The organism is Corynebacterium sp. HMSC064H12, assembly GCF_001809925.1.
Taxonomy (GTDB): Bacteria; Actinomycetota; Actinomycetes; order Mycobacteriales; family Mycobacteriaceae; genus Corynebacterium; species Corynebacterium jeikeium_D.
Genome location: NZ_KV799347.1, coordinates 1 through 25,972, shown reverse-complemented (window position 1 = coordinate 25,972; position 25,972 = coordinate 1). Strand labels below are relative to the sequence as shown.

Below are 25,972 nucleotides of genomic sequence, written 5' to 3'. Positions count from 1 at the left end.
GGCATGCGGACACACTTTTCTTTACTTAACCCTTTTCTGGCACTTATGCGCGCGGTATTGGCTCTGCCTGCGCTCATATCGATGAGCTATTCACTTGTGGCCAGGCTATAGCTCATCGATATGTGAATACCTCATCGACAAGTGAATACCGCCCACGAGCCACCCATGAGCCCGTCCACCCGCAAGCCGCCCACGATCCACCCACGAGCCACCCGCACCCGAATCCCCAAAACCCCAAACCCCAGCGCCTCAATATTCGAAGCATCTCAAACTCGCAATATCCGACTAACGGTCTAGACTGTGGAACCATGATTCGTACTGAGTCCATTCTTGACCTCGCTACCGTAGCCTCGGGGCAGTCCCACGCCGACGCCCTACAGGGCTCCATCGATTTGGCGCAGACAGCGGAAAAGGCTGGTTATAAGCGTATTTGGTACGCTGAGCACCACAATATGAACTCCATCGCGTCCTCGTCGCCGGCAGTTCTTATCGCAGCCGTGGCTGCAAAAACCGAGAGCATCACCCTCGGCTCCGGCGGCGTCATGCTGCCAAATCATGCACCGCTGACGGTCGCGGAGCAGTTCGGCACGCTCGCGAACCTGTACCCGAATCGCATCGAGCTGGGGCTTGGCCGCGCTCCGGGCACTGACCAGGCCACTATGCGTGCGCTGCGTCGTGACCCGCGCTCTTCTGATTCCTTCCCGCAGGATGTGCAGGAGCTGCGCGGTTACCTCTCCGACGAGTCGCTGATTAAGGGCATCAACGCGATTCCGGGCCGCGGCACCCACGTGCCGCTGTACATCCTGGGCTCCTCGCTCTTTGGTACTCAGCTCGCGGCGGCGCTCGGCTTGCCGTACGCGTTTGCTTCGCACTTCGCGCCGGACGCGCTTCGCGATGCCATCGCGGTCTACCGCGAGCAGTTCCAGCCTTCTGAGCAGCTGGATAAGCCGTACGCTTTTGCGGCCATGAACGTGATTGCGTCGGAAAGCGAAGAGGATGCGCAGCAGCAGTACTTCGCTACCCGCAGGAACATGGTCAGGCGGTTCCTCAGCCGCGGTGGTCACCACCTCACCGACGATGAGGCAGAGATTCTGATGGATACCCCGCAGGGGCGCCAGGTGCAGAATATGTTCCGTCATACGGCAGTCGGCACGGTGGCACAGGTGCGTGAGCAGATTGCGCAGTTCGGTGAGTACTCGGCGGCGGATGAGCTGATCGTGGCTCATCAGTCGTTGAAGGTTCCTGACCGACTGCGTTCGGTGGAGCTCACCGCGGAGGCCACGGGGCTGACCGCGTAAGGCTCCAGGCCCAGGAGTACGTCGAGGCACGCGGCCTTAAGTCGCCCTCTTACTCCACCGCAGCCAGTGGCAGCGCCTTTTCGCTGGCAAGCTGCATGATTTCGGCGTTGGTGCGCTCGCGGAGGAAATCCGCAAGTTCCTCGCGGTTGCTCGCGCCAGTGGCCTCGGTCAGGGCGGCGGCAAAGTGCGGCTCCAGCGCTGCCACGGCCACGTAGCCGTCGGCGCTGGGGTAGAGGCCGTACGTCCACAGGCCGCCACCGAGTAGTCCGCCGGGCGCCGTCATGCCGTACTTCAGCGGCGCGGCACCGGCCTCGCCCGCCTGCTTTAGGCCGATGCGGCAGTGCAGTCCAGGCTGCTTTACGACGTCCGCCCCAGCACCCGCCCGCTTAATCAACCCGGCAAGGGCAGCGGTGACCGCAAAGTGCGCGCCCAGAATGTCGCCCAACAGCACCGGCGGCATCGCCGGAGGCGTGAGGGTTCCGGCCTCCGCCTGGTAGGTCAGGTCATGGCCAGGGGTTTCTGGAGCTTCGGTATCACCGACAATGTCGATATGTACCGGCCCATTCGGGCGCTCGTGGAGGCCCGCCAGCCCCATGCGTTCCAGCGCGGAGGGGCGAACCGAGGTGATGACCACATCGGCCTCATCGATCAGCGAGCTCAGCTGTGCGCGACCCTCATTGCTCTTCAGATCCGCCTGGATAATCTCGTGACCTGCGGACATAGCTTCATACCAGGGGCGGCCGAAGGAACCGAGCGGGTCGCCTGTGGGTGGTTCGACCTTAATCACCCGGGCGCCTAGCTGGCCCAAGTGCTGAGCGGCCAGTGGTCCCGGAACGTTAATGGCGAAGTTGACGACAGTGATGCCGGCGAGGCTGGTGTGCAGCTCGGGGGAAAACATAGTTCCACACTAGAACACATCTACCTGGCCGCCGACGCTTTCGGCCAACTTCAACTGGTTGATCCAATCGCCCTCTCCGACGCGCAGTCGGAAAATCGGGCGGTGAGCGGGGCGGGCCTCGTAGCGGACACGGGCAATCTGACCGGTTTTGGCCAGGTCCATAGCGGTTCCCTCGGTGGCCAACTGGGTGCGCGCGGCGGTGAGGCGCTCGATGACGTCGTCAAGCGCGGCGAGCACGGGTTCGGTGTTGTTCTCGCACCAGGACATGACCATGTCGGGAGCAGCGGCGGCGACGCGGGTGCAGTCGCGGAAAGAGCCGGCCGCCAGCGAAATGGCCAGAGGACCGCCGGCTTCACCGGCGGCGGCAATTGCGTAGGCTGCCAGGTGTGGCATGTGGGAGATGCGGGCGACGCTAGCATCGTGGTGATTGCTTAGCGCTGGAATGAGCTGACTGCCAAGAGCTGCTCCCAAGTTGGCGACCTGCGAAAAGACCTCAATCCAGCGCTCCGGGACGGGCTCGCCCGCAGCGTCGGCAGCGGCTGCCAGGTCGTAGGTGATGACCCAGGGGGCGCCGTCGAAAAGCCCTTCGAGTGTGGCGGACCAGCCTGCCTGCGCGGACCCCGCCATTGGGTGCGCGCCGACGAAGCGTTCCTCCATCCCGCGAGCGGAGACCTCGGCGGCGACGGCCGCCTTCACGGAGACCACATCCGTGATGCCACAGCTGGGGGCGTGCTCGTTGATGGCGTCGAGCATCGTGCCGACGACTGTCATGGGGGTGCCGATTACGATGAGCGCGCGGCTGGCCTCCGCGCGTTCGAGCGTGGCTTGAAGATCTGTACTGGCGTCGAATCCCTCCTTCGTGGCTTCCTTGACCGTCGCGGACGAGCGATTCCAACCGAAGCATTCGACGTTATGGGCCCGCAGGTCGCGCATCATGGAGCCACCGATGAGGCCCAAACCGAGGATGCATACCGCGGGTAGTTGTGCAGCTGACAGGGAGGACGAAGCAGGGGAGGGGGACTCGAAATTGCTCACCTGACAAGCATGACATACAGCGACTAGCGTTGTGGGTTATGAGCACGACCTTTTCCGGAGGGTACACCTCCGATGACGACCGCTCCTTCGCGGTTGCCGTAACTATGGGGGAGCGCGGTTGGCGCGTCGTCGACCTCGGGGACGACGCCACCGATTCGCTCGCTGACGCCGCACAGGCGCTGCGCAATCTGCGTTCGGAACGCGCTGCTGTCGGAATGCTCAATATCGACGACGACTACTTCATTCTCGTGCGCCAGGGAGTTGGGTCGCTGCGCGTAGTGCTTTCCGACGCTACCGCTGCCGTGACCGATGACATTGCGGCAGATGTGTTCGACGAGCTGGATCTGGATATCCCCGACCTCGACGAGGACGAGCTCGACGATGTCGATGCCTGGGCTGAGGGGGACATGGATATCCTCGCTGACCTGGGCTGTTCGGAGGAAGCCCTGGAGTCCATCTGTGACGATCAGTCGCTGTGGGCGTCCGAGCAGCTTCTGGCCATCGCCGAGGAGTTGGGGTGTGCCGAGGAACTAGCCGATGTCGCCGACCTGGATTACGACGGCGACGATGACGACTACGACCCCTATGACGACTAACTCTGAGAAAGGTCATTTGCACGAGAGGCCAAGCGCGCTACCCCGTCGAAAACAGGACATTCTCGACGAAGAGTGGATGCGCCTGGCTATTGCCGAAGCTGCTCACACGGCACCCGGGGATGTGCCGGTGGGAGCTGTGGTCGTGGATGCCGAGGGCAAGGTTGTGGGCCGGGGTTCGAACCGTCGGGAAGCTGATGGTGACCCGCTTGCCCACGCCGAAGTTATTGCGTTGCGCGAGGCCACCCGCGTCGTTGGTGACGGCTGGCGGCTGGAGCAGTGCACGTTGGTCGTGACGCTGGAGCCGTGCGTGATGTGCGCCGGCGCGTGCGTCATGGGGCGCGTGGGGCGCGTGGTCTTCGGCGCGTGGTCGCCCAAGACCGGCGCGTGCGGCTCTATCGCCGATGTCATCCGCGATCCCGCCCACGCGTTCACGCCGCAGGTGCGCGGAGGTGTGCTTGCCGACGAATGCTCCGTTTACCTGCGGGAATTCTTCGAACGGCAACGGCAGTTGGAAGCGTGAGCGGGGTCACAGTTAGGTCACAATTCCCGTCGTGGCCGTGACGAGCCTTCATTTTCACGTAACGTCGGAACTAGTGGAGCTGCTAGACGGTGGCTCTAGAGAATAGATAAGTCGTTTACATGGGAGGCTTACATAATGAGCGAGCTGCAGAACAAGGCCGACGAGTTGGGCGGCAAGGTTAAGGAAGCTGCCGGCGACGCCGTTGGCAACGAGGATCTGGCAAACCAGGGCAAGGGCGAGCAGGCTGCTTCGAAGGTCAAGCAGGGTGCTGAGGATCTGAAGGACAAGGCCACTGAGACCCTGGGCAAGCTGACTGACAAGTAAAGCGCTTAGTTCTCGGGTAGAGATAACCCCAACCGTTTCCGCTTCTGATATGCGGAGGTGGTTGGGGTTCTTTGTGTTTCGATGGCCGGCTGCCAGCGTTGGGGCTGGCTACAGCTTCTGGGCCACCAGGTCATCCAGTGGTTCGGCGGACAGTAGGTACGGGGCGATCTCGAAGACGGTACGGGCACCGGTCTCGCCGGCCTGCTTCAGGCGGTAGGCAGCGCGACCGTAGGCAACCTGGACAGCTGCGGTGAAGTCGGGGTTGCGATCCAGGTCGAGGCCGAACTCGATGACGTGACCGGACGTACCGGCCTGGCCGCGGGTAATGACCTGGCCACCGTGCGGCATGCCCTGGTGATCGCGGTCGAACTCCTCCTCGGAGATGAAGTCCACGATGGTCTCGTAAGGGGCAAAGTAATCCGGCATGGTCACGATGGTTTCGCGGATCTGCTCCTTGAGCTTGGCGTCCTCGTCGGCGTTGCCGGTCTCTTCGGCGACGACGAAGCAGTGGCGCAGGTGGCATTCGTTGCCCTTCAGGTCTGCGCCCTCGCCCTTCTTTACGGCCTCGATAGCTTCCGGGTTCGGCTTGGTGTACTGGACACCCTTCTTCACTCCCGGCACACGACGCACGGCATCGGAGTGGCCCTGCGACAGACCCGGTCCCCAGAAGGTCATCTGGTCTGCGCCCGGCAGGATAGCAGCGCCCAGGACGCGGTTCAGGGAGAACAGGCCCGGATCCCAGCCGGTCGAGATCATGGCGATGTTGTCACCTTCGCGGGCGGCGGCGTCCATGGCCGCGCGGTGCTTCGGAATCTCGTGGTGGTTGTCGTAGGTGTCGACCGTCGTAAAGTTCTTTGCCAGCTCAGGGGCCTGCTCCGGGACATCGGTGGCCGAGCCGAGGCACACGAACAGTACGTCTACCTCATCCTTGTACTTTGCGACATCCGCCGCCGGGAGTACGCGGGCCTCAGTGTCCAGCGAATCGCGACGGGAGAAAACGCCGACGAGTTCCATGTCCGGCTGGTCAGCGATGACCTTTTCGACGCTGCGGCCCAAGTTGCCGTAGCCGATGATGGCGGAACGAATCATGAGGGAGAACCCTTTCTGTGTGGCTGTACTTCTGTGTTTAAGTTTCTAGATTTCAAGCTACAGACTATTCCTTACATATCTCAGCGGGCGTTGGCCACCCCGAATAGCGCGGTGGAGGGTTGACGGGCTTGGGGTGGCGCAGGATGTAGTGCAGCGAGAGCGGCTTGGCGAAGGCCTGGGCGCCCTGACCTGGGGATTTGGTAGATAAAGGGGCTACCTGTAACGTTTTCTAGCGGTGACGTGTCCGAGCGGCCGAAGGTGAAGCACTCGAAATGCTTTGTGCGGTAACCCCGTACCGAGGGTTCAAATCCCTCCGTCACCGCCAATAAAAACCCCGGTGGTTCCTTTAAGTAGGAGCCCCGGGGGTTTTGCATTTAATCGGCCCTGATTGCCTGGGTGTGGTGGAGGTGTGGGAGGTGTCCGTCGTAAAGCGGCAAATGGTGAGGCGTCCGACCTGGAGCACCTAAATCACAAAATTAACATCAGTAACACACACCCCATTGTTCACGTTTATCCGGGAAGTCCGCTACTCTTAGCAAAAGTATTTCCGGTTTTTATGTCGTGCCCGCCCCCAGTGACCGCGTCAGCGCCAGAGTTGATGTTGGCCAATCCGGGGTGGTCGCTAGCATCGGAGTAGCGAAGAGGCTTCAAACTGCAGGTGAAGTCCGAGGGAGTGCTTGGGTAGCGCGAACTTGGGGAAGCTGCAGTTGGGGGCGGTCCAGGCGAATATTAGACGTAAGGGAAACTTGACATGGCAAAGGCCTTGTTCAAACTCGGCAGGTTCTCCTACCTGCATAAATGGACTGTGATCATCGCGTGGTTCCTGGTTTTGGCGGGGCTGGGCGGTGCAGTTGCCGCATTCCAGAAGGGGTTCATCGACCAGTTCTCGATCCCCGGCATGCCGTCGGCAACGGCTTCACACGTGATTGAGGAAAAGTTCCCCGATGTTCCGAACCCAATTCGCGAGCAGCGTATTTATGTTGCCTTCGAGGCCCCCGAGGGGCAGAGGCTCGATGACCCACAGAATAAAGAAGCTGTTGACCAGGTCATTAACGGCATCCGCGACAATGTCGGCCAAATCGCCGACGATTTGCAACTTCACAACCCGGTAGACCTCAATCCGAAGATGCAGGCGATGGTCAAGGAACAGGGCATGGCCGCCGGCCTGCCCAAGGATGTCGCCGAGGCCGACGCCAATGCCATGCGTACCGTGTCCGATGACGGTCGCTACGGTATTTCCACCTTCGTTTTCGATGCCAAGATGCCGCAGGACATCGAGCCGGAGAATATGCAGGCGCTTCTCGACGCCATGCAGGCCGGTCGTGACGCCGGTATCAAGGTCGAGGCCTCTGGCCCGGGCATGCAGCCCGCGATTGAGGTAGCTCCGACTTCGGAGATTATCGGTGTGACCGTGGCGTTTATCGTGCTGGTTGTCACCTTCGGCTCTCTGGTGGCTTCGTTCCTGCCCATTGTGACGGCGGTAGTGGGCATCATCATCGGTGTCTTCGGCGTGACACTGATGACAGCATTCACTGACGTCAACTCGATTACCCCGGTGCTTGCCGTCATGTTCGGCCTGGCTGTCGGTATTGACTACGCACTGTTCATCCTCTCTCGCTACAGGGCAGAAAGAGCCCGAGGGATGACCAACGAAGACGCCATCGGCATGGCTACCGGTACGGCTGGCTCCGCTGTGGTTTTCGCTGGCCTCACTGTGATTGTCGCGTTGGCGGCGCTGACGGTTGCCAAGGTGCCGTTCATGTCCCTGATGGGTATTTCGGCTGCAATCACGGTGGCCTTCACAGTGCTGGTTTCTCTGACCCTGCTGCCGGCAGTTATGTCTCTGTTGGGCGACAAGGTCTTCGCTGGCCGCGTGCCTGGTGTTGCTGGCAATCCCTCGCGTAATGCGCGCAAGGGACGCCGCTCTTCCTTCTTCGGCGAGATGACGATGGGGCGCCGTTGGGTCACCTTCGTGCACAAGGCCCCAGGGTTGTTCCTGGTCGGCTGTATTGTCTTGCTGTTGGCGTTGGCCTACCCGGCTATGCACTTGAAGCTGGCGCTGCCGTCGGACTCTACTGCGGCGAAGGACAGCACGAACCGCAAGGCCATCACCATGATTGAAGAGGGCTTCGGCGCGGGACGTAATTCACAGCTCATCATTATTGCTAAGTCGGATGATGTGAAGCCCGACGCACCGGTGCTCAAACCACTTATCGAGTCCCTGAAACAGACCAACCCGGAACTCTCTGACATCGAGGCCGCCCGTAAGGCTTCCTATAGCTACGCTGTCGACCAGTTCAAATCCAATGTCGGTGTCGAGCATATCCAGATGATTGGCATGAATCATGACGGCACTGCGGTCAAGATGATTATGACCCCGAAGTCGGGTCCGCTCGATCCTGCGACCAAGCAGCTGATGAACGCGGTGCGCGATCAGCAGAAGCAGATTGAGCAAACCACCGGCCTATTCACCGGTGTCACTGGCCTGGTTCCTATTGAAATTGACATCACCGACCGTCTCCAGGGCGCAATGCCGCTCTACTTGGGCGTTGTCGTGGGGCTGGCAGTGATTCTGCTACTGATGATTTTCCGCTCCCTGATGGTGCCGGTGACTGCCGGTGTGGGCTTCTTGCTCTCTGTCGCAGCCGCATTCGGTGTCACGGTGGCATTTTTCCAGGATGGCCTCTGGGGTGTGATTAGCACTCCGGGTCCGCTGGTCAGCTTTGTGCCAATCTTCCTCATCGGCGTGACGTTCGGTTTGGCCATGGACTATCAGGTCTTCCTGGTTTCCCGCATGCGCGAGCATTACACCCACAACAAGGGTGAGTCCTCACCAGAGTCGAAGTACAACGCGGTCGAAGAATCGGTCGTTGAAGGCTTTACTCTCGGCGCTCGTGTGGTCACGGCCGCTGCGATTATTATGATCTCCGTCTTCGCGGCGTTCGCCGGGCAACCCCTGGCGATCATCAAGGTATTCGGTTTCGCGCTGGGTGCCGCAGTGCTTTTCGACGCCTTCGTTATCCGCATGACCTTCATCCCGGCAGCCATGTTCCTGCTTGGCCGCGCTACCTGGTACATGCCGAAGTGGCTGGACAAGGTGTTGCCTTCTGTGGATGTCGAAGGCTCTGCCCTGGAAGAGGTTTCCGAGGAACTGGTGGAGAAGGGCCGCCGCGAGCGTATGGCTCGCGGTGAGTCCCTGTTGCCCGAAAGCGAAGGCGCTGGGCGTGGCTTTGGCGGGGCTGACGCTGACGAGGACGAAGCAGACAGTGCCGATGGTGAAGTCGGTGCTGGTGCAGAGGGCGCGGCGGGCGCAGCTGGTGGTACTGCTGTGGCTGTCGCGACCAAGAAGCGTAACCGCTGGATTCCGAAGCGGAAGAAGGCAAAGCTGAAGGAGCTCGAACCCGCTGACCAGGCTGAGCAGGCCGAACGCTCTGAGCAGGCCGAACTGTCCGCCCCTACGGCGCCTTTTGATCCGGAGCAGCCGGCACAGCCAGAGCAGCCGGAGCAGGCAGAGCCGACCGAACAGCTCATGCAGTCCGCGCCAGCTGAACCAACCGACGCCCAGCCGAACCCGGAAAACGCCAAGGATATCGAGGTCCGCCTGTACTTCAGCCCGGCTCGCAAGCGGAAGAAGATTACGGTTGCGGAACTGATGAAGCGCGAAGGACTCGAAGAGGAAGCGCCACGTCGTAGCCGCGCCGTGTGGGACCCGGAAAACGCTGCCCACCCCGAGAAAAACGACAGCGCTGAGTAACTTGCGAATAGCGCCCAGGTAACCTCAAGGCATTAGCACTGGACCACAACCAAGGAGCTTCATGTCGCAGTCGAGGACGACGGGCTTTGACGTCGTAAAGCAAATCGAAGGCGCGCGCGGACGTGCTGGCACCATCCACACCCCGCATGGCGATATTGCTACGCCGGCGTTCATTCCGGTCGGCACGAAGGCGACCGTGAAGACGCTCACGCCCGAGCAGGTGCGATCCACCGGCGCGCAGGCGATGCTGTCGAATGCGTACCACCTGTACCTGCAGCCCGGCGAGGAAATCGTCGACCAGGCCGGCGGGTTGGCAAAGTTCTCCAACTGGAACGGCCCGACATTCACCGACTCCGGCGGATTCCAGGTGCTCAGCCTCGGCGCGGGCTTTAAAAAGACCCTCGCGATGGACGTCACCGGCATGCAGAAAGATGACATCGTCGCCGAGGGCAAAGAGCGCAACGCGTTTGTCGACGAGGACGGCGTGACTTTCCGCTCGCACATCGATGGCTCCGAGCATCGCTTCACGCCGGAGGTGTCCATGCGTATTCAGCACGCGCTGGGCGCCGACATCATGATGGCGTTCGACGAGCTCACCACGCTGATGAACACCCGCGGCTACCAGGAGGCATCCGTCGAGCGCACGCACCGCTGGGCGCGCCGTTGCCTGGAGGCTCACAACGAGCTGACAGTTTCGCGCGGTCAGGTCGATGCGCATGTTCATTCGCTTGACGACGGCCAGTTGCCCATCCAGCAGTTATTCGGTGTCGTGCAGGGTGCGCAGTACGAAGACCTGCGCCGCAAGGCCGCCCGCGGGCTGGTGGAGCTCTCCCGCGAGTTCGAGGATGCCGGCCAGCTCGGCTTCCACGGCTATGGCATTGGTGGGGCGATTGAGAAGCAGAATCTGGGCCTGATCTGCGGTTGGGTCAACGACGAGCTTCCCGACGACCGCGCCCGCCACCTGCTGGGGATTTCCGAGCCGGACGATATTTTTGCCGCTGTCGAGGCCGGTGCCGACACCTTTGACTGCGTGGCTCCGACGAGGCTTGCCCGCCGTGGTGGTGTGTACACGCTCGATGGCCGGATGACCTTGACGAATGCCCGCTTCAAGAACGACTTCCGACCCGTGGATGCGGAGGTGCCCTCCTACACTTCGCTGAATTATTCCCGGGCCTACCTGCATCATCTGTTGAAGGCCAAGGAGTACCTGGCTGGCACGCTGTGCACGATTCACAACCTGTTTTTCATGGTGCAGCTGGTGGAGAACATTCGCGCTGCGATCCTGGAGGACCGGTTCTTCGAGTATCGCGATGAGTTTATGGGCCGCTACTACGCCAACGGTGGCCGTGCGGTGGGGAATTAGGCGCTGGGTTGGGGCTCTGCTCTTACCTTTTCGCACTTCACGACACCTACGTCACCTCGTGCCAGCTGTGGAGGTGGCATGAGGTGACACCCGTGGCGTGAAGTGGAGGGAGCAACCGGAAAGGCCCCAAAACTAGACCTAGCTCTACTGCGCGAGGCAGTCTCAACCGGCATCATGGAGGACATGATCACGGTTGAACGACTCAGCAAGAAGTACGGTTCGAAATTAGCCGTCGATGACCTGTCCTTCACCGTTCCCGACGGTGTAGTGACAGGTTTTCTCGGCCCAAATGGCTCCGGCAAGTCCACCACCATGCGCTGCATGCTGGGCCTCGATACCCCGACCACGGGCCAGGCCTTGTTCACCGGGACGGATTCCCAGGGCAACACCTACAGCAACCAGCCCTTTTCCACGCTGAAGAATAAGCCCAGCATCGCCGGTGCAATTCTGGATGCCGGTTGGCACAACAAGGCTCGTTCGGGCCGCGCTCATCTGCGGGCCCTCGCCCGCGGCGCCGGCATCCCCGACACCCGCGTGGAAGAGTGCCTTGAGCAGGTCGGCATGACCGAGGCGGCGAAGGACAAGGTCGGCGGCTACTCGCTGGGCATGAAGCAGCGTCTGGGAGTGGCAGCGGCTCTGCTCGGCAAGCCGCAGCATCTGATTTTGGATGAGCCGGTCAACGGCCTGGACCCCGAAGGCGTCTCGTGGATGCGCCACACCATCAAGGCGCTGGCCGCACAGGGCTGCGCTGTCCTCGTGTCGTCGCACCTCCTTTCCGAGATGCAGCTCACCGCCGACCGCATCGTCGTCATCGGCCGCGGTCGCATGATCGGCGAGTACAGCATGGATGAATTCCTTTCCGACGGCACGGTCATCGAAGTTGAAGTCGATGACCCCGCTCGGCTGCTGCAGGCGTTAGGGCCGGTCGCGCGTGGGGTTGACGTCGATAAGCAATTGCGCATTCCGCTTTACGACGGCATCAGCGAGCAGCAACTCCGCCGCGACATTGCGGCCGCTGCTCTGCGTGAGGGGCTGTTGGTGACGCGGTTGCACACGAAGCGCGACAACCTGGAGGAAAAGTTCCTGGCTGCGACCCAGGAATCGCAGGAATACCGCGCGCAGGCGATTGGGCAGTAGGGGAGTGACTGAGATGAGTTTTGGAAACGCTTTGCGGTCGGAGTGGACGAAGCTAGCCAGCCTGCGTGGCACGTGGGTGTATGTGGTGTTGTTGGTGGGCTCGATAGCTGGGCCGATGGCGGCTTTCAGCATGGCGGCGGACGCTGGTGCAACCGCTGATTGGGAATTGCTGCTGTTGGGGACCGTGATCTTCAACATGATCGTGATTGCCTTTGGTGGCTCCACCCTGGCGGGTGAGTACAACGATCAGATGAATGCGCATGCGTTCTTGACGCAGGACCGAAGGAGCCTGTGGCTTTCGGCACGGATGACGCTGACCCTTGTGCTGATTGCTGTCTGTTGGGTCATTGGTGTGGCGCTTGCTTGGCTATCGGTGACGGTTTCCCCGCGCGTGGAGTTCAAGGGCGGCGACGCTGCCACGGACATGCTCGCCGGAGTGCTTGGCTTTGTAGTGTTTGGACTAATCGCGATGTCGCTGGGAGTGCTGACGCGCTCGCGCGTGGCCGCTGTCGCTATTCCGCTGGTGTGGATTCTGGTGGTGGAAAGCATGCTGGAGTTCGCGGCGCTGGCGTATGCGATTTTCCGGCCACTGTGGCTGGTCACGCCGGGTGCACGCATTCAGCAGTTGTCGACGCAATTGGGCGGTCTGATGGCAAATCCGGAGAATCCACGCATCGGGTTTGAGGCCGGCATGACGCAGCCGATGTGGTTCAACATCGTGGTGCTGGTGGCCTGGATTGTTGTGGCGGTTGGCGTTGCGCAGTGGGTCAATGCCAAACGGGATGTGAAGTAAAACAGAAAAGTGCCGCGACTACTCGCTTCTCAGGCGAGGTCGCGGCACTTTTTTCGTCGTTAAGCGGGAACGTGCGTGTCGTAGTAGCCTTCGCGGCGCTTGACCCACGCGATGACGGCGTAGGTGACTGGCATGACTACAATCTCGACGGCGGTCTTCCAGATGAAACCGACGATGACGTAGTTGACGAAGGTGCCCCAGGTATCGATGCCGATCGCGGTGGCGGCGATGGAGCAGAAGATGAGCGTATCGACGAACTCGCCAACCACAGTCGAGCCCATCAGGCGCGCCCAGAGAGCCTTTTCGCCAGTGCGCTTCTTAATGGCGTTGAGCGACCAGGCGTTGAGCAGCTGACCGACGACATAACCGGCCAGACCTGCGAGAACAAGCTGCGGGACGGTGCCCAGCACAGTGGCGAATGCTTCCTGATTCTCGTACCACGGTGCCGCCGGGAGCTTGATGGCGGCAAAGAAGCAGAGCATTGCGCCGGCGAGGATGGCAAACCCGGTCCACACGGTGCGGCGGGTGGCTTTGTAGCCGTAGCACTCGGAAAGCACGTCGCCGATGACGTAGCTCAAGGGGAAGAGGAAGAAGGCACCGTCGGTGGCCAGGCCGAAGATTTCCACGCCCTTGGTGGCGGTGATGTTGGAGACAATCAGCACGCCAATGAAAATGGCCGTGAACATCGGGTACAGCGATTTCGGTACCGGGATGTGGCGTGGCGTGTGTGCTGTGGATTCGGACTTAGTTGCGTTCTCGGGCGCGTGCGAGGTGCTCACAGCGGCAGCCTCGGCGTTGCCCGGCCCAGACTTGGGCAGGTTTTCGTTATTTGTCACGGGAGGGAATGTTACCTGCCGCTCAGGGCTCCAAGCGAGTGCCGATGAAGTCTTCGAGGCCGACTTTGCCTTCTGCCGTGAGTTCGAGTCCGCGGGAATTGGGGATTGGGGTCAACCAGCCCTTTGAGATTAAGCCTCGTAGGAGCGCGGCGCCGAGCGATCCGGCCAGGTGAGAGTCGGCGTGTGTCCAGTCCTTGCAGAGGAACGCTGTCTTCCTGCTTGCGTCGAGGCTGGATAGGCCAGTGCCGAGGTAGGCGAAGCATTTCTCGGCGTTGGGGCCAAAGGTGACGTCCCCGGCGTCGGTGATGAGTGCTTCTTTGGCGAACAGAGCCCGAGTGAGTTGTACTCCGAGAGATCCTGCTAGGTGGTCGTAGCAAGACCGGGCGAAGGTAACTGCTGGTTGGTGCTCTGGGATGGGTGCGGCAGTGTCGGCGCCTGCAGCCTGGAAAAGATTGGCAATTACCTGGCGTATCGAGGGGTTAGCGATGGAGTAGGTCGCAGTTTTCCCCTGTCGTTCGACATCGACGATTTCGGCTTCGCGGAGGCGCCGGAGATTGTTGGACAGCGTCGATTCTGCGATGTTGGTGGACTCGGCGAGGCTGCGCACGCGAGTGGGACCGTTTTTGAGAAGGTACTCCAGGATTGCCAGGCGCACAGGTGACGAGCATTCTGCGGCAATCGCGGCTGCCTGCTCGAAGTACGTGCGCTGTTTCATGGTGTTAGCGAATCACTTTGTGGTCTTTGAGGCAAGTGGTTGTAAGCGAAAGGGTGGGCTGAACGGGCGTTTTGCGGTTTGTTTGGGCGTGACGACGTAAGGTGCTGCGAGTTAGTTCTGTCGAAAGTCTAGTCATCCAAACTATTTTGTGAAAACATACTTTCCATAACCAGAAAGCATGAAATGGCCGGAGGGGTGGAGATGACAGGTTTGGCAGGTGCAGCAGGTGACGCTGACGCGAAGGCTGCAAAGGCTGCGGGTGTTACTGATGCTGTTGATGCCCGAGCGAACGCCGCAAAAACCGCCAATGTCCGAGATGGAGTAGCGCTCGCGCTGGGGCTGGTCATCGTGGTGATTGGCAGCACGATGCCTTCCGGACTATATGCCATCTACCAGCGCGACTGGGGGCTGAGCACCGATAAAACAGTGGTGGTTTTTGCCTGTTACGCAGTAGGAGTCATCGTTACGCTGGCCTACGGCCACTTGTCGGATTCGCTCGGGCGAAAACCCATTGCGCTTACCAGCATGGGGCTGTCCTTGGTCTCAACGCTGATGTTCTTGGCGGCGGCGCTGGTCGATTCACATGAGGCCGTCTTATATCTCGCCCGAATTGTGTCAGGCTTTTCCGTAGGGTTAGCAACCGGCTCTTTTACTGCCTTGTTGCAGGAGAAATTGCTCACGCAGATTGGTGCGCTCACAAGCACGGTTGCTGTCTCCGGGGCATTGGCGCTGGGGCCGTTGGCCTCGGCTGTGGTGGCACAGTTTTCATCGTCGCCGCTGCAGATGCCGTATTGGATTTACGCAGCGCTCACCGTGATGTCGATGGTTGGTGTCGCGCGCGTGCGGGAGCGTAGTTTCGAGAGAAATTCGGTGAGCTGGCGGCCGCAGTTTGGTGTGGCTCGAGATGTGATTCGAGTTTTCATTCCGGGAGCGTTAGCGATTGGTTGTGCGTATGGAGTCAACGGTCTCTTCCAGTCCGTAGTCCCGCTGGCTGCGAAGGATATGGGCTTCGATACGCAGCTAAAGATTGCGTCGATTACAGCTTTGATGCTTGGAGTATCGGCAGTGACGCAGGTGATGCTCGGGCGGAGGGCGCAGCGGGTCTCGTATCCGGTGGGCTTGGTGATTCTCGCGCTCGGGTTGGGTGGCGCAACAGTGAGTTTGCTTAGCTCAAATGCTGTTTTGCTGATTATCGCAACCGTTATCTGTGGTGTCGGCCAGGGGATTTCTTTCAAGTATTCGCTGCTGCGGGTTTCGGAAGCGGCACGTGGAAAGGACCTTGCTGCGACTGTTTCCAGCTACTACATCGTGGGCTATGCGGGAACGGCAGTTGGCCCGCTCGCGGCGGGGCTGAGTGGCGGAAGTAGCGCGGTGGTTGGAATTGTTTGTATCGCATTCGCAGTGCTATCCGTTGCGGTCGCAGTGGCGGGTAGTCGGCAAACTGCGAAAGCCGTGACGGCTACGGAAAATACGGCAGCTACGTAGAGCGCGCGACATTAACTACCGTTGTAGCCATGTCGTCTAATTCAATCACCGGCCGCTACGCCCCTTCGCCGACCGGTCGGCTGCACCTGGGAAACCTGCGCACCGCAGTGCTGGCCTGGGCGCACGCCCGCGCGCAGGGTGGCCGCTTCATCGTGCGTATCGAAGATATCGACCGCCAGCGCTCCCGCCCCGAGTATGAGGCGCAGCAGCTCGCCGATCTCGAGGCCATCGGCATCGACTGGGATGGCACGCCGATCCGCCAGTCCGAACGCTCTGAGCTGTATGAATCCGCACTTTCCGATCTCACGCAACGCAGCCTGACTTATCCCTGTTTCTGCACGCGCCGCGAAATCCTTGCCGCCTCCTCCGCGCCGCACGACGTGCCAGGTCAGTATCCCGGCACCTGCCGTTCGCTTGACGACGAGCACCTCGCCGCGAAAAAGGCCGAATTTGCGGCGGCGGGGAGGAGGCCGTCGATACGCCTGAAATCGCAGGTGCGTGAGGGGACTGCGACCGATGAGCTGCATGGCGAGGTTACCGCCCCGATCGATGACTTTGTCCTTCAGCGTGCCGATGGCATGTGGGCCTACAACCTCGCGGTCGTCGTCGATGATGCCGAGCAGGGTGTCACTGAAGTCGTGCGTGGTAATGACCTGATGTCCTCCGCCCCGCGCCAGGCGTACTTGGCTGGTCTTTTGGGGTATGCGACGCCTTCGTTCGTGCACGTTCCGCTGGTGGTGAACTCTGAAGGGCGGCGACTGTCCAAGCGCGATGGCGACGTGACTCTCGGCGAGGTGTCGGTGGATGCAGCGCAGCGGTGGATTCTGGATTCGCTGAGCGGTGGCGGTGATGCTAGCGATGGCGGCGGGAGCGTAGAGCTCGACTCCATCGCTGACCTCCCGGAAGCCCTGCGTGCGGGTCTGGAAATTCCTCGCGAACAGGTGATTTTCTAGGGGCTGCCGAGAACTACGGCTAGTACATACGTTAGGGGCAAGAGTGCGAATGCAACTAGTGCCGCCACGATTGTCAAACCGTTTGCCCGGGCCTTCAGTGCTGCAAGAAAGCTAACCAGGCCGAATCCGAAGACTCCGACGGCGAGGGGGATTGTCCAGGCATCGGAGAGCGCAGTGCTGACGAAAAACAGTCCAATGTAGCAGGTCAAGGCTAAGAGAAGTGCAGCAACTGCAAAATTGCGGGAGCGGTTCATGATATGGGTCTTAGGATTCCGCTAGAGGATCTTTGCCACCTAATTTCATTTCGAAGCGTTTGTAATCCTCGAGGGATGCGAAGTGGCGAGAATAGATGTCGATGTCTGTATCGACGCGACCGTAAAGAGCGGGGGCGACATCGACGATGTGGCGCAACGTGACAGATCCTCCCGAGTGGGAAGGATCTTCTGGGGCTAATTCATTTTCGTGGGCTAATGCTTCGACCTGCGCGTATGCGGCGCTATCAGAATCGGCAAAGACAATGTATAAGTCCTCACGGAAGAAGCTCTCATTCGCCGAGGTTGAATCTCTTTGCTTTGTTAACTCAAAAACTGCAATTCCGATGTATGGTTCCATCTATTTTTCCGTTCTTCGATTGCCCCCTAGTTCAGTACGAATTTGAGGCTTTCTTACTGGACGCCACGTTTACTCGAATCGATAAACATTGGATTGTTGCTGAAACCTGCGCTTACCCTATCACTGCCGATACCCTCGGGACATGCCTACTCTTCTAGTCGTCCACCATTCCCCGACCCCGCTCCTGCAGGAGGTCTTAAGTCACGCGCTCGAGGGCGCCAACGATCCCGCGCTAGAGGGCGTGGATGTCAAGGTTGTCGAGGCTCTCGACGCCACCATTGACGACCTGACCAGCGCCGACGCCATCCTGCTCGGTACCTCCGCCAACTTCGGCTACATCTCCGGCGCGCTCAAGCACTTCTTCGACACCACCTTCCGGGAGGCACAGGAAGTTACCAAGGGGCTGCCATTTTCCTACTGGATCCGCGGCGGCTTCGACACCACCGGCGCGGAAAACGCCATGAAAACCATCACGACCGGCTACAAGTGGGAGCTTGCGGCCGAACCCGTCGTGTTCGTCGGTTCGCTTGACGACGACATCTCCGACCGCCTGGTAAATCTCGGTGGCACCATGGCTGCCCAAATTTTGGGCTGATTGAAGATTTAGTGTCGAGGCCGTGAAATAATGGCCGGGTGAATGATTCAGGGGCACAAGGGTCGCAAGTGACGTCATCAAGCGAGAAAAACCGCAAGCCCATGATGAGTCTGCTGGGGCCTGCTTTTGTGGCGGCGATTGCCTACGTGGACCCCGGAAATGTGGCTGCGAACCTGTCCGCGGGCGCGAGCTATGGGTATCTGCTGCTGTGGGTGTTGGTGGTGTCCAACCTCATGGCGATGGTTGTGCAGTACCTGTCGGCGAAGTACGGCCTGGTGACGGGGCGGTCGCTGACCGAAGGTGTCGCCGACCGCTTCGGTTCGAACCGGCCGGGGCGGCTGGCGTACTGGGTGCAGGCCGAGATTGTGGCGGCAGCGACGGATGTGGCGGAAATTATTGGTGGCGCCACGGCGCTGTACCTGCTCTTTGGGACGCCGATGCTGCTTGGCGGTGTCATTGTTGGCGTGGTCTCGCTGGGGCTGTTGTTGCTTCAGGGTGGGCGTTCGCAACGCACTTTTGAGGGCGTGATTGTGACGTTCCTGCTGGTCATTACGGTGGGGTTCCTGGCCGGGCTGTTTGTCACGGGCTTGAGTCTCGGGGAGATGGCCAGCGGAATTCTGCCGCGCTTCCAAGGCGCGCACACCGTGGTGCTGGCGGCGTCCATGCTGGGCGCGACCGTGATGCCGCATGCGGTCTACCTGCACTCCGGGCTGGTGCGCGACCGCGAGTACAAGGTGGAAGATGACTCCTCGCTGCGCCAGCACCTACGGGCCACGCGTATCGATGTCTTCGGTGCCCTCGTGCTGGCTGGGTCGGTGAATATCGGCATGCTGTGTCTCGCGGCCGAAGCACTTCCGGGAGTGGAGGGGACTGACTCCATCGAAGGCGCTCACGCTGCCGTGACCAGCGTGCTTGGCCCCGTGGTGGGCGTGCTCTTCGGCGTTGGGTTGTTGGCCTCCGGGCTGGCGTCGTCCTCTGTCGGTTGCTACGCCGGTGACCTGATTATGCGCGACCTGCTGAAGGTGCACGTGCCGTTGCTGGTGCGCCGAATAGTCACCATCATTCCGGCGCTGCTCATTATCGCCAGCGGCGTGGAGCCGACGTGGGCGCTGGTGCTCAGTCAGGTGGTGCTGTCGATTGGCATCCCGTTTGCGCTGGTCCCGCTGGTGCGCATGACCTCCTCGCGTGCCGAGATGGGCATCTGGGCCAACACCCCACTACTGCGCCGGGTCGCGTGGGTTATCTGCGGGCTCATCATCGCGCTCAACGTGGCGCTGGTGGTCCTGGTGCTGACGGGGAAGGGGTAGCTTCCGGGAGGGGGAGGTGGGGGCCTCGTCGTAAAGCGTGCGGGAGATGGTAGACAAAGCTGTCTAGTTGGTGTTAGGGTGGGCGGCACGATCACAAGATATCGACGAGAAATGGCCTTTGACAGCGTCGATAGGCAACCGCCCGATTCGCGGACCCGGTGCCCCAAAGGAAGATCAGCCCCACAGACCGCCTGCGGGGAAGAGCGAATAGGAGCGCCAAATGCACACCTCAATAAGCGACGTCCACATCATCCACCTCAGCCGTCACACCGCTGACCTTCTCGTCGACGGCCGACCCGTCGCCATCCGACTGCAAGAAGTCGACATCGACCCCCACTCCCGGAATCTCGTCCAACTACCCGTCGACCCCGCCTTCTACGCCACCCTCCGCGGCCAACAACGCGCCGACTACCTCAGCGCCCACGTCCGCGACGGCGTGCGCTACGGCCGCATCCTCTGGCACGAGCTTGACGACGGTCGCCACTTCCTCACCATCCCCACCATCGGCGGCTACCACGTGCACCAGGTCTTTGAGGTCCGCCGCAGCCGCGAAGGAGTGTGGAGCCGGCACTGAGCTGCTGGTTTCGTGCGCGTGCCTGGCGTGATGAGCGCGGCGCGGATGCGCGCGGGAACCTCTCCGCCTAGCCTTGGGCTATGCAGGTACGAGACTCCGCAACACCCCCGTTCTGGCCCACCGAAGGCGAAGGCGACTTCTACACCGACGCCGCCGCAGCCGTCGACCGGCTCACCGAAATCCACCGGGCAGGGATGGCCTACCTAGTCGAGCAGTACACCGCCGCCACCGAAGGAAATTCCGGGAGTGGGCCGGTGCGCGCCTACTACCCCGAACTACGCTTCACCGTCCCGGCCGGCAGCGCCGTCGAGGATGTCGACCCCTCCCTGTCACACGGCTTCGTCGACCGTCCGGGAGTGTATGCCACCACCATCACCCGCCCGGTGATGTTCCGCACCTACCTCATCGAGCAAATTACCGACCTGCTCGCCAACCACGGCGGCGAAGTCGAGGTGCGCGTCTCCGACCAGCCCATCCCACTCCGGATGTGCCGCGGATTCGACGCGGCCGCCGAGGAAGCGGCGGGGAGGGAAGGGGCGTCGGCAAGCATGCTGGCGGCAGTGGAGAAGACGTTTACCCCCATCGACTCCGCCAGCATCGACGACACCATCGCCGACGGCGAAGCCGACTACCTGGGCCTGCTCATCAAGCCTTTGAGCCTCTTTACCGCCCAGCGCATCGACCTCGCCCTCCAGCGCCTCGAGCACTACACCGGGTCGCACGCCGCAAACATCCAGCGCTTCGTGCTATTTACCAACTACCAGCTGCACACCGACGTGTTCCTCGAATACGCCGCCACCCTCACTCCCGGAAATCCGCACGGGTACACGGCGCTGGCGTGCCCGGGTGGGCAGCGCTACGACATCGGCGCCATCCCCACTCCCGGAATTTGCCGTCAGCACGCGCACGCCTCGCAGATGCCGGCGTACCACCTGCTTCGCGACGACCAATGCGGCATCACCATCATCGACATCGGCGTCGGCCCCTCGAATGCCAAAACCATCACCGACTGCCTCGCCGTCACGCGCCCGCACTGCTGGATGATGGTCGGACACTGCGCCGGTCTCGACGGCCGCATGCGCATCGGCGACATGATTCTCGCCAACGGCTACGACCGCGCCGACGGAGTCCTCGACAACTACGTGCCCCTGGAAAAGCCCATCCCACCGATTGCGGAAATTCAGCTCGCCGTCACCAACGCGCTCGCCCGCGTCTCCGGACTCACCGGCGATGAGCTGAAAAAGCGTCTGCGCACCGGCACCGTGCTGTCGACCTCCGACCGCAACTGGGAGTGGCGCTCCCAGGCCGACCTCTACCGAGAGCTGCAGAAATCCACCGCCATCGGCGTCGAAATGGAATCCGCCACCATCGCCGCCAACGGCTACCGCTTCCGCGTGCCCTACGGCGCGTTGCTCAGCGTCTCCGACATGCCGCTGCACGACAAACCCAAACTCCCGAAATCCGCCCGCGAGTTCTACCAGTCCTCCAAGGAGGAGCACCTCATGGCCGCCGTGCGCGCGTGCGAGGACATGGCCGCCGCTCCCGACACCCTCCACTCCCGGAAGTTACGTCGGCCGGTGGGAGAGGTCGCGTTCCGGTAGGGCACTTTCGGGAGTGCGTCGTCAAGCCCGTTTGTGCAGATTGTGCATGCTTTACGACGGCTGTGGACAACGCCAAAGAAGCGATTGAAGCCGCCCACTCCCGGAAACTAGCCTTAGCCCCATGACGACATTGGGACTGCTCAGCGCGCTGGCGACACGGGGTATTGACGTGCTCGCCGACCTGCGCGCCGCACTCCCGGAAAAATCCACCGGGCACCGGGAGTTGGCAGCCAGCATCGGCTTCGACCCCTTCCGCCTCAAGCGCCTGCTGCGCTGTGCCGAGCGGCTGTTCGGCACGGTCGAGGGCGATATGGATGTCGAATCCCGCGACAAAGCCGTCGCGATCGCCCGGGAGCTGAAGCTGTCGCTGGACACGGTCATGCAGATCGACAAGCGCTCCGGGCAACTCAACAACGTCGAAATCCGGGAGTACTACCGCCTGGACTTCACCCGCGCCGCCGCAGCATACGACTTCGAGGGCCTCGACACCTACATGCGCACCAAGGTCAAGGAGCTCAACCGCACCGACGAGCCGCCGCAGCACCTGCGCGCCCACGTCTCCCGGAATCCGGACATCCGCGGGATGAAGCATCTGCAGGTCACCGGTCCGGCGAACATGATTGACGACCTGGTCGCGCCGCTGACCGTGCGCGCAGCTGAAATCGCCAAAGCGCACGAGGATTACACCCGGGATCGGTGTGTCGGTCAGGCGCTGGCAGAACGCTTGGCACACGGGTCGGAGGGGCCGCTTGACGACGTCGACAAGCTCCGTTACCAGCCCGCGCTCATCGTAACCGCGCAAGACATCGTGGAGTACAGCCCGCGGTTTGCGGCGACCTCCAACGGCTCCGTCCTCACTCCCGGACAATTCGTCGAGGCATTGCTCGCGGACACCGGCTGGGTGCTGGTCTACGACGAGCACAACACGCCGACCGACCTACTCCCGATACACAACCCGCGCCTGGCGACGGAGGAACAGCGCATCGCGATGATCCTCGACAACCCCATCTGCGCGTGGCCCGGGTGCCCGCGCCCCGCCCACGCTGGGCAGGCCCATCACCTGGTCGCCAGGAAAAACGGCGGCGCCACGACTATGGAAAACATGGTCATGACCTGCAAAGAACACAACGCCGCCAACGATGACGACAGGCAAGGCCTCAACGGGCACCTCGAGCGTGACGACGGCTCCGGCGCGGTCTACCGCCACCCGCCGTCTCCGCACGCGCCGCCCGAATTCAACCTTGCCTTCCCGACAGCTCTCGCGGGGCGGGCCTACTCGGGCTACCGTCAGCGCGAATAGCTTTACAGATATACCCATAGGGGGTATATATTGGGGTATGGCTAATCAAACTTTTACTGTTACTGGCATGACATGCGGACACTGCGAGGCATCGGTGCGGGAGGAAGTCTCTGAACTCCCGGGAATCACTGATGTCCAGGTTGACCGCTCCCGGAATTTCCTTTCCGTGACCTCGGATGCAGACATTGACACCGCTGCCGTAATCGCAGCAGTGGATGAAGCTGGCTACAAGGCGGTCGCAAACTAAACCCCCAAGGAGGAAAGCGGATGTCTGAGCAGCAACTTCTCACCCTTGATATCCCCGTCGGCGGGATGACGTGTGCGTCGTGCGCAAACCGTATCCAACGCAAGCTGAACAAACTTGATGGCGTTAACGCGAGCGTGAACTATGCGACCGAGAAGGCGCATGTGGAGGCGCCGGCGGACATCAACCCGCAGCAACTGATCGACACAATCGTGGCAGCGGGGTACACCGCTGAGCTTCCGCAGGAGGAGCCCGAACAGGAACCGGGTGCTGCTCCCGAAGGGAAAGACCGGGAGCTGGAAGACCTGCGCAACCGAGTCATCGGCGCTGTCATCCTCACCGCTCCCGTCATCGCAATGTCGATGATTCCTGCCCTCCAGTTCACTAATTGGCAGTGGCTGTGTCTCACGCTCTCGGCGCCGGTCTTTGTGTGGGCCGGCTGGCCGTTCCACCGCGCGACACTGAAGAATCTGCGTCATGGCGAGGTCACCATGGACACGCTAATCACTATGGGGACGACCGCTTCGTTCCTCTGGAGTGTGTGGGCGTTGTTCTTCGGGCGTGCCGGGCTGCCGGGGCTCAAGCACGAGTTCCACTTCACGGTCACTCCTGGTGATGCCGATATGAACATCTACCTCGAGGCGATGGCCGGCATCATCATGTTTGTGCTGATTGGTCGTTACTTCGAGAAGCGCTCCAAGCGCAACGCCGGTCAGGCACTCCGGGAGTTGATGAAGCTTGGCGCCAAGGATGTCTCCGTTCTCGAAAGTTCGGGAGTGGAGAAGCGGCTGCCCGTGGAACAGCTCCGTCCGGGAGTGGTGTTCGTCGTTAGGCCTGGTGAGAAGATCGCGACGGACGGCGTTGTCGTGGAGGGCGCGTCGGCGGTGGATGCGTCGATGCTGACCGGCGAACCGATGCCTGTCGAGGTCGGCCCTGGCGATGAGGTGACGGGAGCGACAATCAATACGTCAGGGCGGCTGCTCGTGCGGGCGACGCGCGTGGGCTCGGAGACGCAGTTGGCGCAGATGGCGGCGATGGTCGAGGCGGCGCAGACGGGTAAGGCGCCGGTGCAGCGGCTGGCGGATCGGGTTTCGGGAGTGTTCGTGCCCGCCGTCATCGCGATCGCCGCGGTCACGCTGGGCGCGTGGTTGCTTACGGGGCACGGCGCGAGTGAGGCGGTCACGGCTGCGGTCGCCGTGCTCATCATCGCGTGCCCGTGTGCGCTTGGCTTAGCGACGCCCACAGCGCTCCTGGTCGGCACGAGTGAAGGTGCCAAGGCTGGTGTGCTGCTGCGTGGCCCGGAGGTGCTGGAGTCGGCGCGGAAGGTCGACACGGTTGTGCTGGATAAGACCGGCACGGTGACTACGGGTGTGATGGAGTTGACGGAGGTCCCTCCCACTCCCGAAAATCTGCTGCCGCTTGCCGCTTCGGTGGAGGCGGCGTCGCATCACCCGATTGCGCAGGCTATTGTGCGTGCGGCGGATCCGGATTCTCTACTCCCGGTTTCGGATTTCCGGGATATTCCGGGAGTGGGGGTTGAAGGCACCGTGGATGGCCACCGCATCGAGGTCGGCCGCACCGGGGAAAATTCCGGGAGTGGGGGGACGGTGGTTGCGGTGCGCCGCGATGGAGAGCTCCTGGGCACGTTGGAGGTGTCGGATTCGGTGAAGCCGACGTCGGCGGCTGCGGTCGCGAAATTCCGGGAGTGGGGGGTGCGGCCGATTCTGCTGACCGGCGACGCCGCCGGCCCGGCGTTTCGGGTCGCAGATGAGGTCGGTATTGCTCGCGAGGATGTGATTTCGGGAGTGATGCCGGAGGATAAGGTCGCGACGATTGAGAAGTTGCAGGCTGGCGGCGCGTGTGTGGCGATGGTCGGCGATGGCATCAATGATGCTGCGGCTCTTGCGCAGGCGGATTTGGGCATGGCGATGGGCACGGGCACCGATGTGGCGATGGAGGCTGCGGATATCACGCTGGTGCGTGGTGATCTGTTGGCGGCTGCGGATGCGCTGCGGTTGTCACGCCGGACGCTCCGCACGATTCGTTCGAATCTTTTTTGGGCGTTTTTCTACAACGTTTTGGCAATTCCTGTCGCCGCGCTGGGGTTGTTGAATCCGATGTTGGCTGGCGCTGCGATGGCGTTTTCGTCGGTTTTTGTGGTCGGCAACAGTCTGCGTCTGCGCGGTTTTTCTCCGAGTCAACCAGCTATTCAAAAAGGAGTAACTCATGAGTGAGTCTTGTTGTTCGTCGCAATCGCATTCGCTTTACGACGATTCTTGCTGCCATGACACCACTGATCCCGGTTATCTCGCGGAGAAGCGGCGTTATGAATCCCGTATCCGTCGCATTGAGGGGCAGGTTCGTGGCATTGGTCGGATGATTGAGAACGAAGAGTACTGTATCGATGTTTTGACCCAGATTTCGGCGGTGAATTCGGCGTTGAAGTCGTTGGCGTTAACTCTTCTGGATGCTCACCTCCATCACTGTGTGGTGCATGCGGCTGAGGGCGGCCCGGAGGAGTTGGACGCCAAGCTGGAGGAGGCCTCGGCGGCGATTGCTCGGCTGGCTAAGTAACTCCCGGAAAAATTCCGGGAGTGGGGGCGAAACAGCAGTCGGCAGCCGGCAGCCGGCAACCGGCAACCGGAGTTGGTTGCTGTTGGTGGCACCGGTTGCGCGGAAGTGTCGCTTAAATGCCTCGTTTTCCCAGGTAGGGGGCGCGTTTTGGGAAAATGAGGTTTGTTGGGTAGTCTTTAACGACGTTGGAGGATTCGACTAGCGGCCTATGTCACACGCCTGGAACGCGTGCGGGAGTCACATCCCTCGTGGGTTCAAATCCCACATCCTCCGCAGAGTGAAAACCCCCGGTTTACGCCGGGGGTTTTCTTGTATTTATGCAGGTGAGTGGATTTGCGGGTTAAGTAGCAAAAAGTGTGTCCGCTCGGC

Annotated in this window: 24 protein-coding genes, 2 tRNA genes and 1 riboswitch; of the genes, 20 read left to right on the top strand and 6 right to left on the bottom strand. The window is 61.4% G+C overall.

What is annotated here, in order from left to right; genetic code table 11:
• Positions 1-308 precede the first annotated feature (308 nt).
• Complete coding sequence (locus HMPREF2681_RS07255; protein WP_070546600.1) at positions 309-1,298, top strand: LLM class flavin-dependent oxidoreductase; 990 nt, start codon at positions 309-311, stop codon at positions 1,296-1,298.
• Between the two features lie 49 nt (positions 1,299-1,347).
• Here HMPREF2681_RS07255 and HMPREF2681_RS07250 read toward each other — a convergent pair whose 3' ends face one another.
• Together HMPREF2681_RS07250 and HMPREF2681_RS07245 are read right to left on the bottom strand one after the other, a co-directional pair.
• Positions 1,348-2,196 (bottom strand): CoA transferase, encoded by an 849-nt coding sequence (locus HMPREF2681_RS07250; RefSeq protein ID WP_070546598.1) that lies wholly within the window; start codon positions 2,194-2,196, stop codon positions 1,348-1,350.
• A 9-nt stretch (positions 2,197-2,205) separates the two neighbouring features.
• Positions 2,206-3,231 (bottom strand): prephenate dehydrogenase, encoded by a 1,026-nt coding sequence (locus HMPREF2681_RS07245; protein ID WP_070546596.1) that lies wholly within the window; start codon positions 3,229-3,231, stop codon positions 2,206-2,208.
• Positions 3,232-3,269: 38 nt separating this feature from the next.
• Between HMPREF2681_RS07245 and HMPREF2681_RS07240 the strand changes: the two genes are divergently transcribed.
• The 3 genes from HMPREF2681_RS07240 to HMPREF2681_RS07230 all read left to right on the top strand — a co-directional run bounded on the left by HMPREF2681_RS07240 (position 3,270) and on the right by HMPREF2681_RS07230 (position 4,671).
• Complete coding sequence (locus tag HMPREF2681_RS07240) at positions 3,270-3,827, top strand: tRNA adenosine deaminase-associated protein (protein ID WP_005510946.1); 558 nt, start codon at positions 3,270-3,272, stop codon at positions 3,825-3,827.
• Positions 3,817-4,347 (top strand): tRNA adenosine(34) deaminase TadA, encoded by a 531-nt coding sequence (tadA, locus tag HMPREF2681_RS07235; RefSeq protein ID WP_206539813.1) that lies wholly within the window; start codon positions 3,817-3,819, stop codon positions 4,345-4,347. Before HMPREF2681_RS07240 ends, tadA begins: the two co-directional genes overlap by 11 nt.
• A 135-nt stretch (positions 4,348-4,482) precedes the next feature.
• Positions 4,483-4,671 carry a CsbD family protein gene (locus HMPREF2681_RS07230; protein WP_016421846.1) on the top strand — a complete coding sequence of 63 codons (189 nt, stop codon included), beginning with the start codon at positions 4,483-4,485 and terminating at the stop codon, positions 4,669-4,671.
• 108 nt (positions 4,672-4,779) lie between these two features.
• On the opposite strand, the gene HMPREF2681_RS07225 is transcribed toward HMPREF2681_RS07230, so the two are convergent.
• Entirely contained in the window at positions 4,780-5,760 is a 981-nt protein-coding gene (locus HMPREF2681_RS07225; protein ID WP_016421847.1) for a diaminopimelate dehydrogenase, read from the bottom strand.
• A 234-nt stretch (positions 5,761-5,994) separates the two neighbouring features.
• Between HMPREF2681_RS07225 and HMPREF2681_RS07220 the strand changes: the two genes are divergently transcribed.
• The 5 genes from HMPREF2681_RS07220 to HMPREF2681_RS07200 all read left to right on the top strand — a co-directional run bounded on the left by HMPREF2681_RS07220 (position 5,995) and on the right by HMPREF2681_RS07200 (position 12,807).
• A tRNA-Ser gene (locus HMPREF2681_RS07220) sits at positions 5,995-6,085 on the top strand.
• 426 nt (positions 6,086-6,511) lie between these two features.
• A complete protein-coding gene (locus HMPREF2681_RS07215; RefSeq protein WP_070546594.1) occupies positions 6,512-9,514 on the top strand; it encodes an MMPL family transporter in 3,003 nt (1,000 codons plus the stop codon).
• A gap of 61 nt (positions 9,515-9,575) precedes the next feature.
• Positions 9,576-10,877, top strand: coding sequence for a tRNA guanosine(34) transglycosylase Tgt (tgt, locus tag HMPREF2681_RS07210; protein ID WP_049193859.1), 1,302 nt, complete (start codon positions 9,576-9,578; stop codon positions 10,875-10,877).
• 183 nt (positions 10,878-11,060) lie between these two features.
• Positions 11,061-12,014, top strand: a complete 954-nt coding sequence (locus tag HMPREF2681_RS07205; protein ID WP_049190213.1) for an ABC transporter ATP-binding protein — start codon at positions 11,061-11,063, stop codon at positions 12,012-12,014.
• A gap of 13 nt (positions 12,015-12,027) precedes the next feature.
• Positions 12,028-12,807 (top strand): ABC transporter permease, encoded by a 780-nt coding sequence (locus HMPREF2681_RS07200; protein ID WP_070546602.1) that lies wholly within the window; start codon positions 12,028-12,030, stop codon positions 12,805-12,807.
• 59 nt (positions 12,808-12,866) lie between these two features.
• On the opposite strand, the gene HMPREF2681_RS07195 is transcribed toward HMPREF2681_RS07200, so the two are convergent.
• Positions 12,867-13,643, bottom strand: coding sequence for a queuosine precursor transporter (locus HMPREF2681_RS07195; protein WP_049172436.1), 777 nt, complete (start codon positions 13,641-13,643; stop codon positions 12,867-12,869).
• 22 nt (positions 13,644-13,665) lie between these two features.
• Positions 13,666-14,358 (bottom strand): ArsR/SmtB family transcription factor, encoded by a 693-nt coding sequence (locus tag HMPREF2681_RS07190; protein WP_070546592.1) that lies wholly within the window; start codon positions 14,356-14,358, stop codon positions 13,666-13,668.
• 201 nt (positions 14,359-14,559) lie between these two features.
• Here HMPREF2681_RS07190 and HMPREF2681_RS07185 point away from each other — a divergent pair, with 201 nt between their 5' ends.
• Together HMPREF2681_RS07185 and gluQRS are read left to right on the top strand one after the other, a co-directional pair.
• Positions 14,560-15,843 carry an MFS transporter gene (locus HMPREF2681_RS07185; RefSeq protein WP_168161655.1) on the top strand — a complete coding sequence of 428 codons (1,284 nt, stop codon included), beginning with the start codon at positions 14,560-14,562 and terminating at the stop codon, positions 15,841-15,843.
• Positions 15,844-15,872: 29 nt separating this feature from the next.
• Positions 15,873-16,796: a tRNA glutamyl-Q(34) synthetase GluQRS gene (gene gluQRS, locus HMPREF2681_RS07180; protein ID WP_070546589.1), complete on the top strand. Its 924-nt coding sequence runs from the start codon at positions 15,873-15,875 to the stop codon at positions 16,794-16,796.
• A gap of 264 nt (positions 16,797-17,060) precedes the next feature.
• Here gluQRS and HMPREF2681_RS07170 read toward each other — a convergent pair whose 3' ends face one another.
• The gene (locus tag HMPREF2681_RS07170) at positions 17,061-17,408 is read right to left on the bottom strand and encodes a DUF4288 domain-containing protein (protein ID WP_016421859.1); all 348 of its coding nucleotides are present in this window, start codon (positions 17,406-17,408) and stop codon (positions 17,061-17,063) included.
• A gap of 142 nt (positions 17,409-17,550) precedes the next feature.
• Here HMPREF2681_RS07170 and HMPREF2681_RS07165 point away from each other — a divergent pair, with 142 nt between their 5' ends.
• The 9 genes from HMPREF2681_RS07165 (at position 17,551) to HMPREF2681_RS07125 (ending at position 25,876) form a co-directional block, all read left to right on the top strand.
• Positions 17,551-18,003, top strand: a complete 453-nt coding sequence (locus HMPREF2681_RS07165; RefSeq protein WP_016421860.1) for a flavodoxin family protein — start codon at positions 17,551-17,553, stop codon at positions 18,001-18,003.
• 68 nt (positions 18,004-18,071) lie between these two features.
• Positions 18,072-19,310: an Nramp family divalent metal transporter gene (locus HMPREF2681_RS07160; RefSeq protein WP_016421861.1), complete on the top strand. Its 1,239-nt coding sequence runs from the start codon at positions 18,072-18,074 to the stop codon at positions 19,308-19,310.
• Positions 19,311-19,399: 89 nt separating this feature from the next.
• Positions 19,400-19,520: riboswitch (SAM riboswitch) on the top strand.
• Positions 19,521-19,530: 10 nt separating this feature from the next.
• On the top strand, positions 19,531-19,884 hold the full coding sequence (locus HMPREF2681_RS10960; RefSeq protein ID WP_080969589.1) for a hypothetical protein: 354 nt from the start codon (positions 19,531-19,533) through the stop codon (positions 19,882-19,884).
• Between the two features lie 80 nt (positions 19,885-19,964).
• A complete protein-coding gene (locus HMPREF2681_RS07150) occupies positions 19,965-21,485 on the top strand; it encodes an AMP nucleosidase (RefSeq protein WP_069359018.1) in 1,521 nt (506 codons plus the stop codon).
• A gap of 121 nt (positions 21,486-21,606) precedes the next feature.
• Positions 21,607-22,785: an HNH endonuclease signature motif containing protein gene (locus HMPREF2681_RS07145; RefSeq protein ID WP_049193842.1), complete on the top strand. Its 1,179-nt coding sequence runs from the start codon at positions 21,607-21,609 to the stop codon at positions 22,783-22,785.
• Positions 22,786-22,822: 37 nt separating this feature from the next.
• Entirely contained in the window at positions 22,823-23,032 is a 210-nt protein-coding gene (locus HMPREF2681_RS07140) for a heavy-metal-associated domain-containing protein (protein ID WP_049172422.1), read from the top strand.
• A gap of 20 nt (positions 23,033-23,052) precedes the next feature.
• Complete coding sequence (locus HMPREF2681_RS07135) at positions 23,053-25,263, top strand: heavy metal translocating P-type ATPase (protein WP_070546586.1); 2,211 nt, start codon at positions 23,053-23,055, stop codon at positions 25,261-25,263.
• Entirely contained in the window at positions 25,256-25,603 is a 348-nt protein-coding gene (locus HMPREF2681_RS07130; protein WP_070546584.1) for a metal-sensitive transcriptional regulator, read from the top strand. Before HMPREF2681_RS07135 ends, HMPREF2681_RS07130 begins: the two co-directional genes overlap by 8 nt.
• 187 nt (positions 25,604-25,790) lie before the next feature.
• A tRNA-Ser gene (locus HMPREF2681_RS07125) sits at positions 25,791-25,876 on the top strand.
• Positions 25,877-25,972 lie beyond the last annotated feature (96 nt).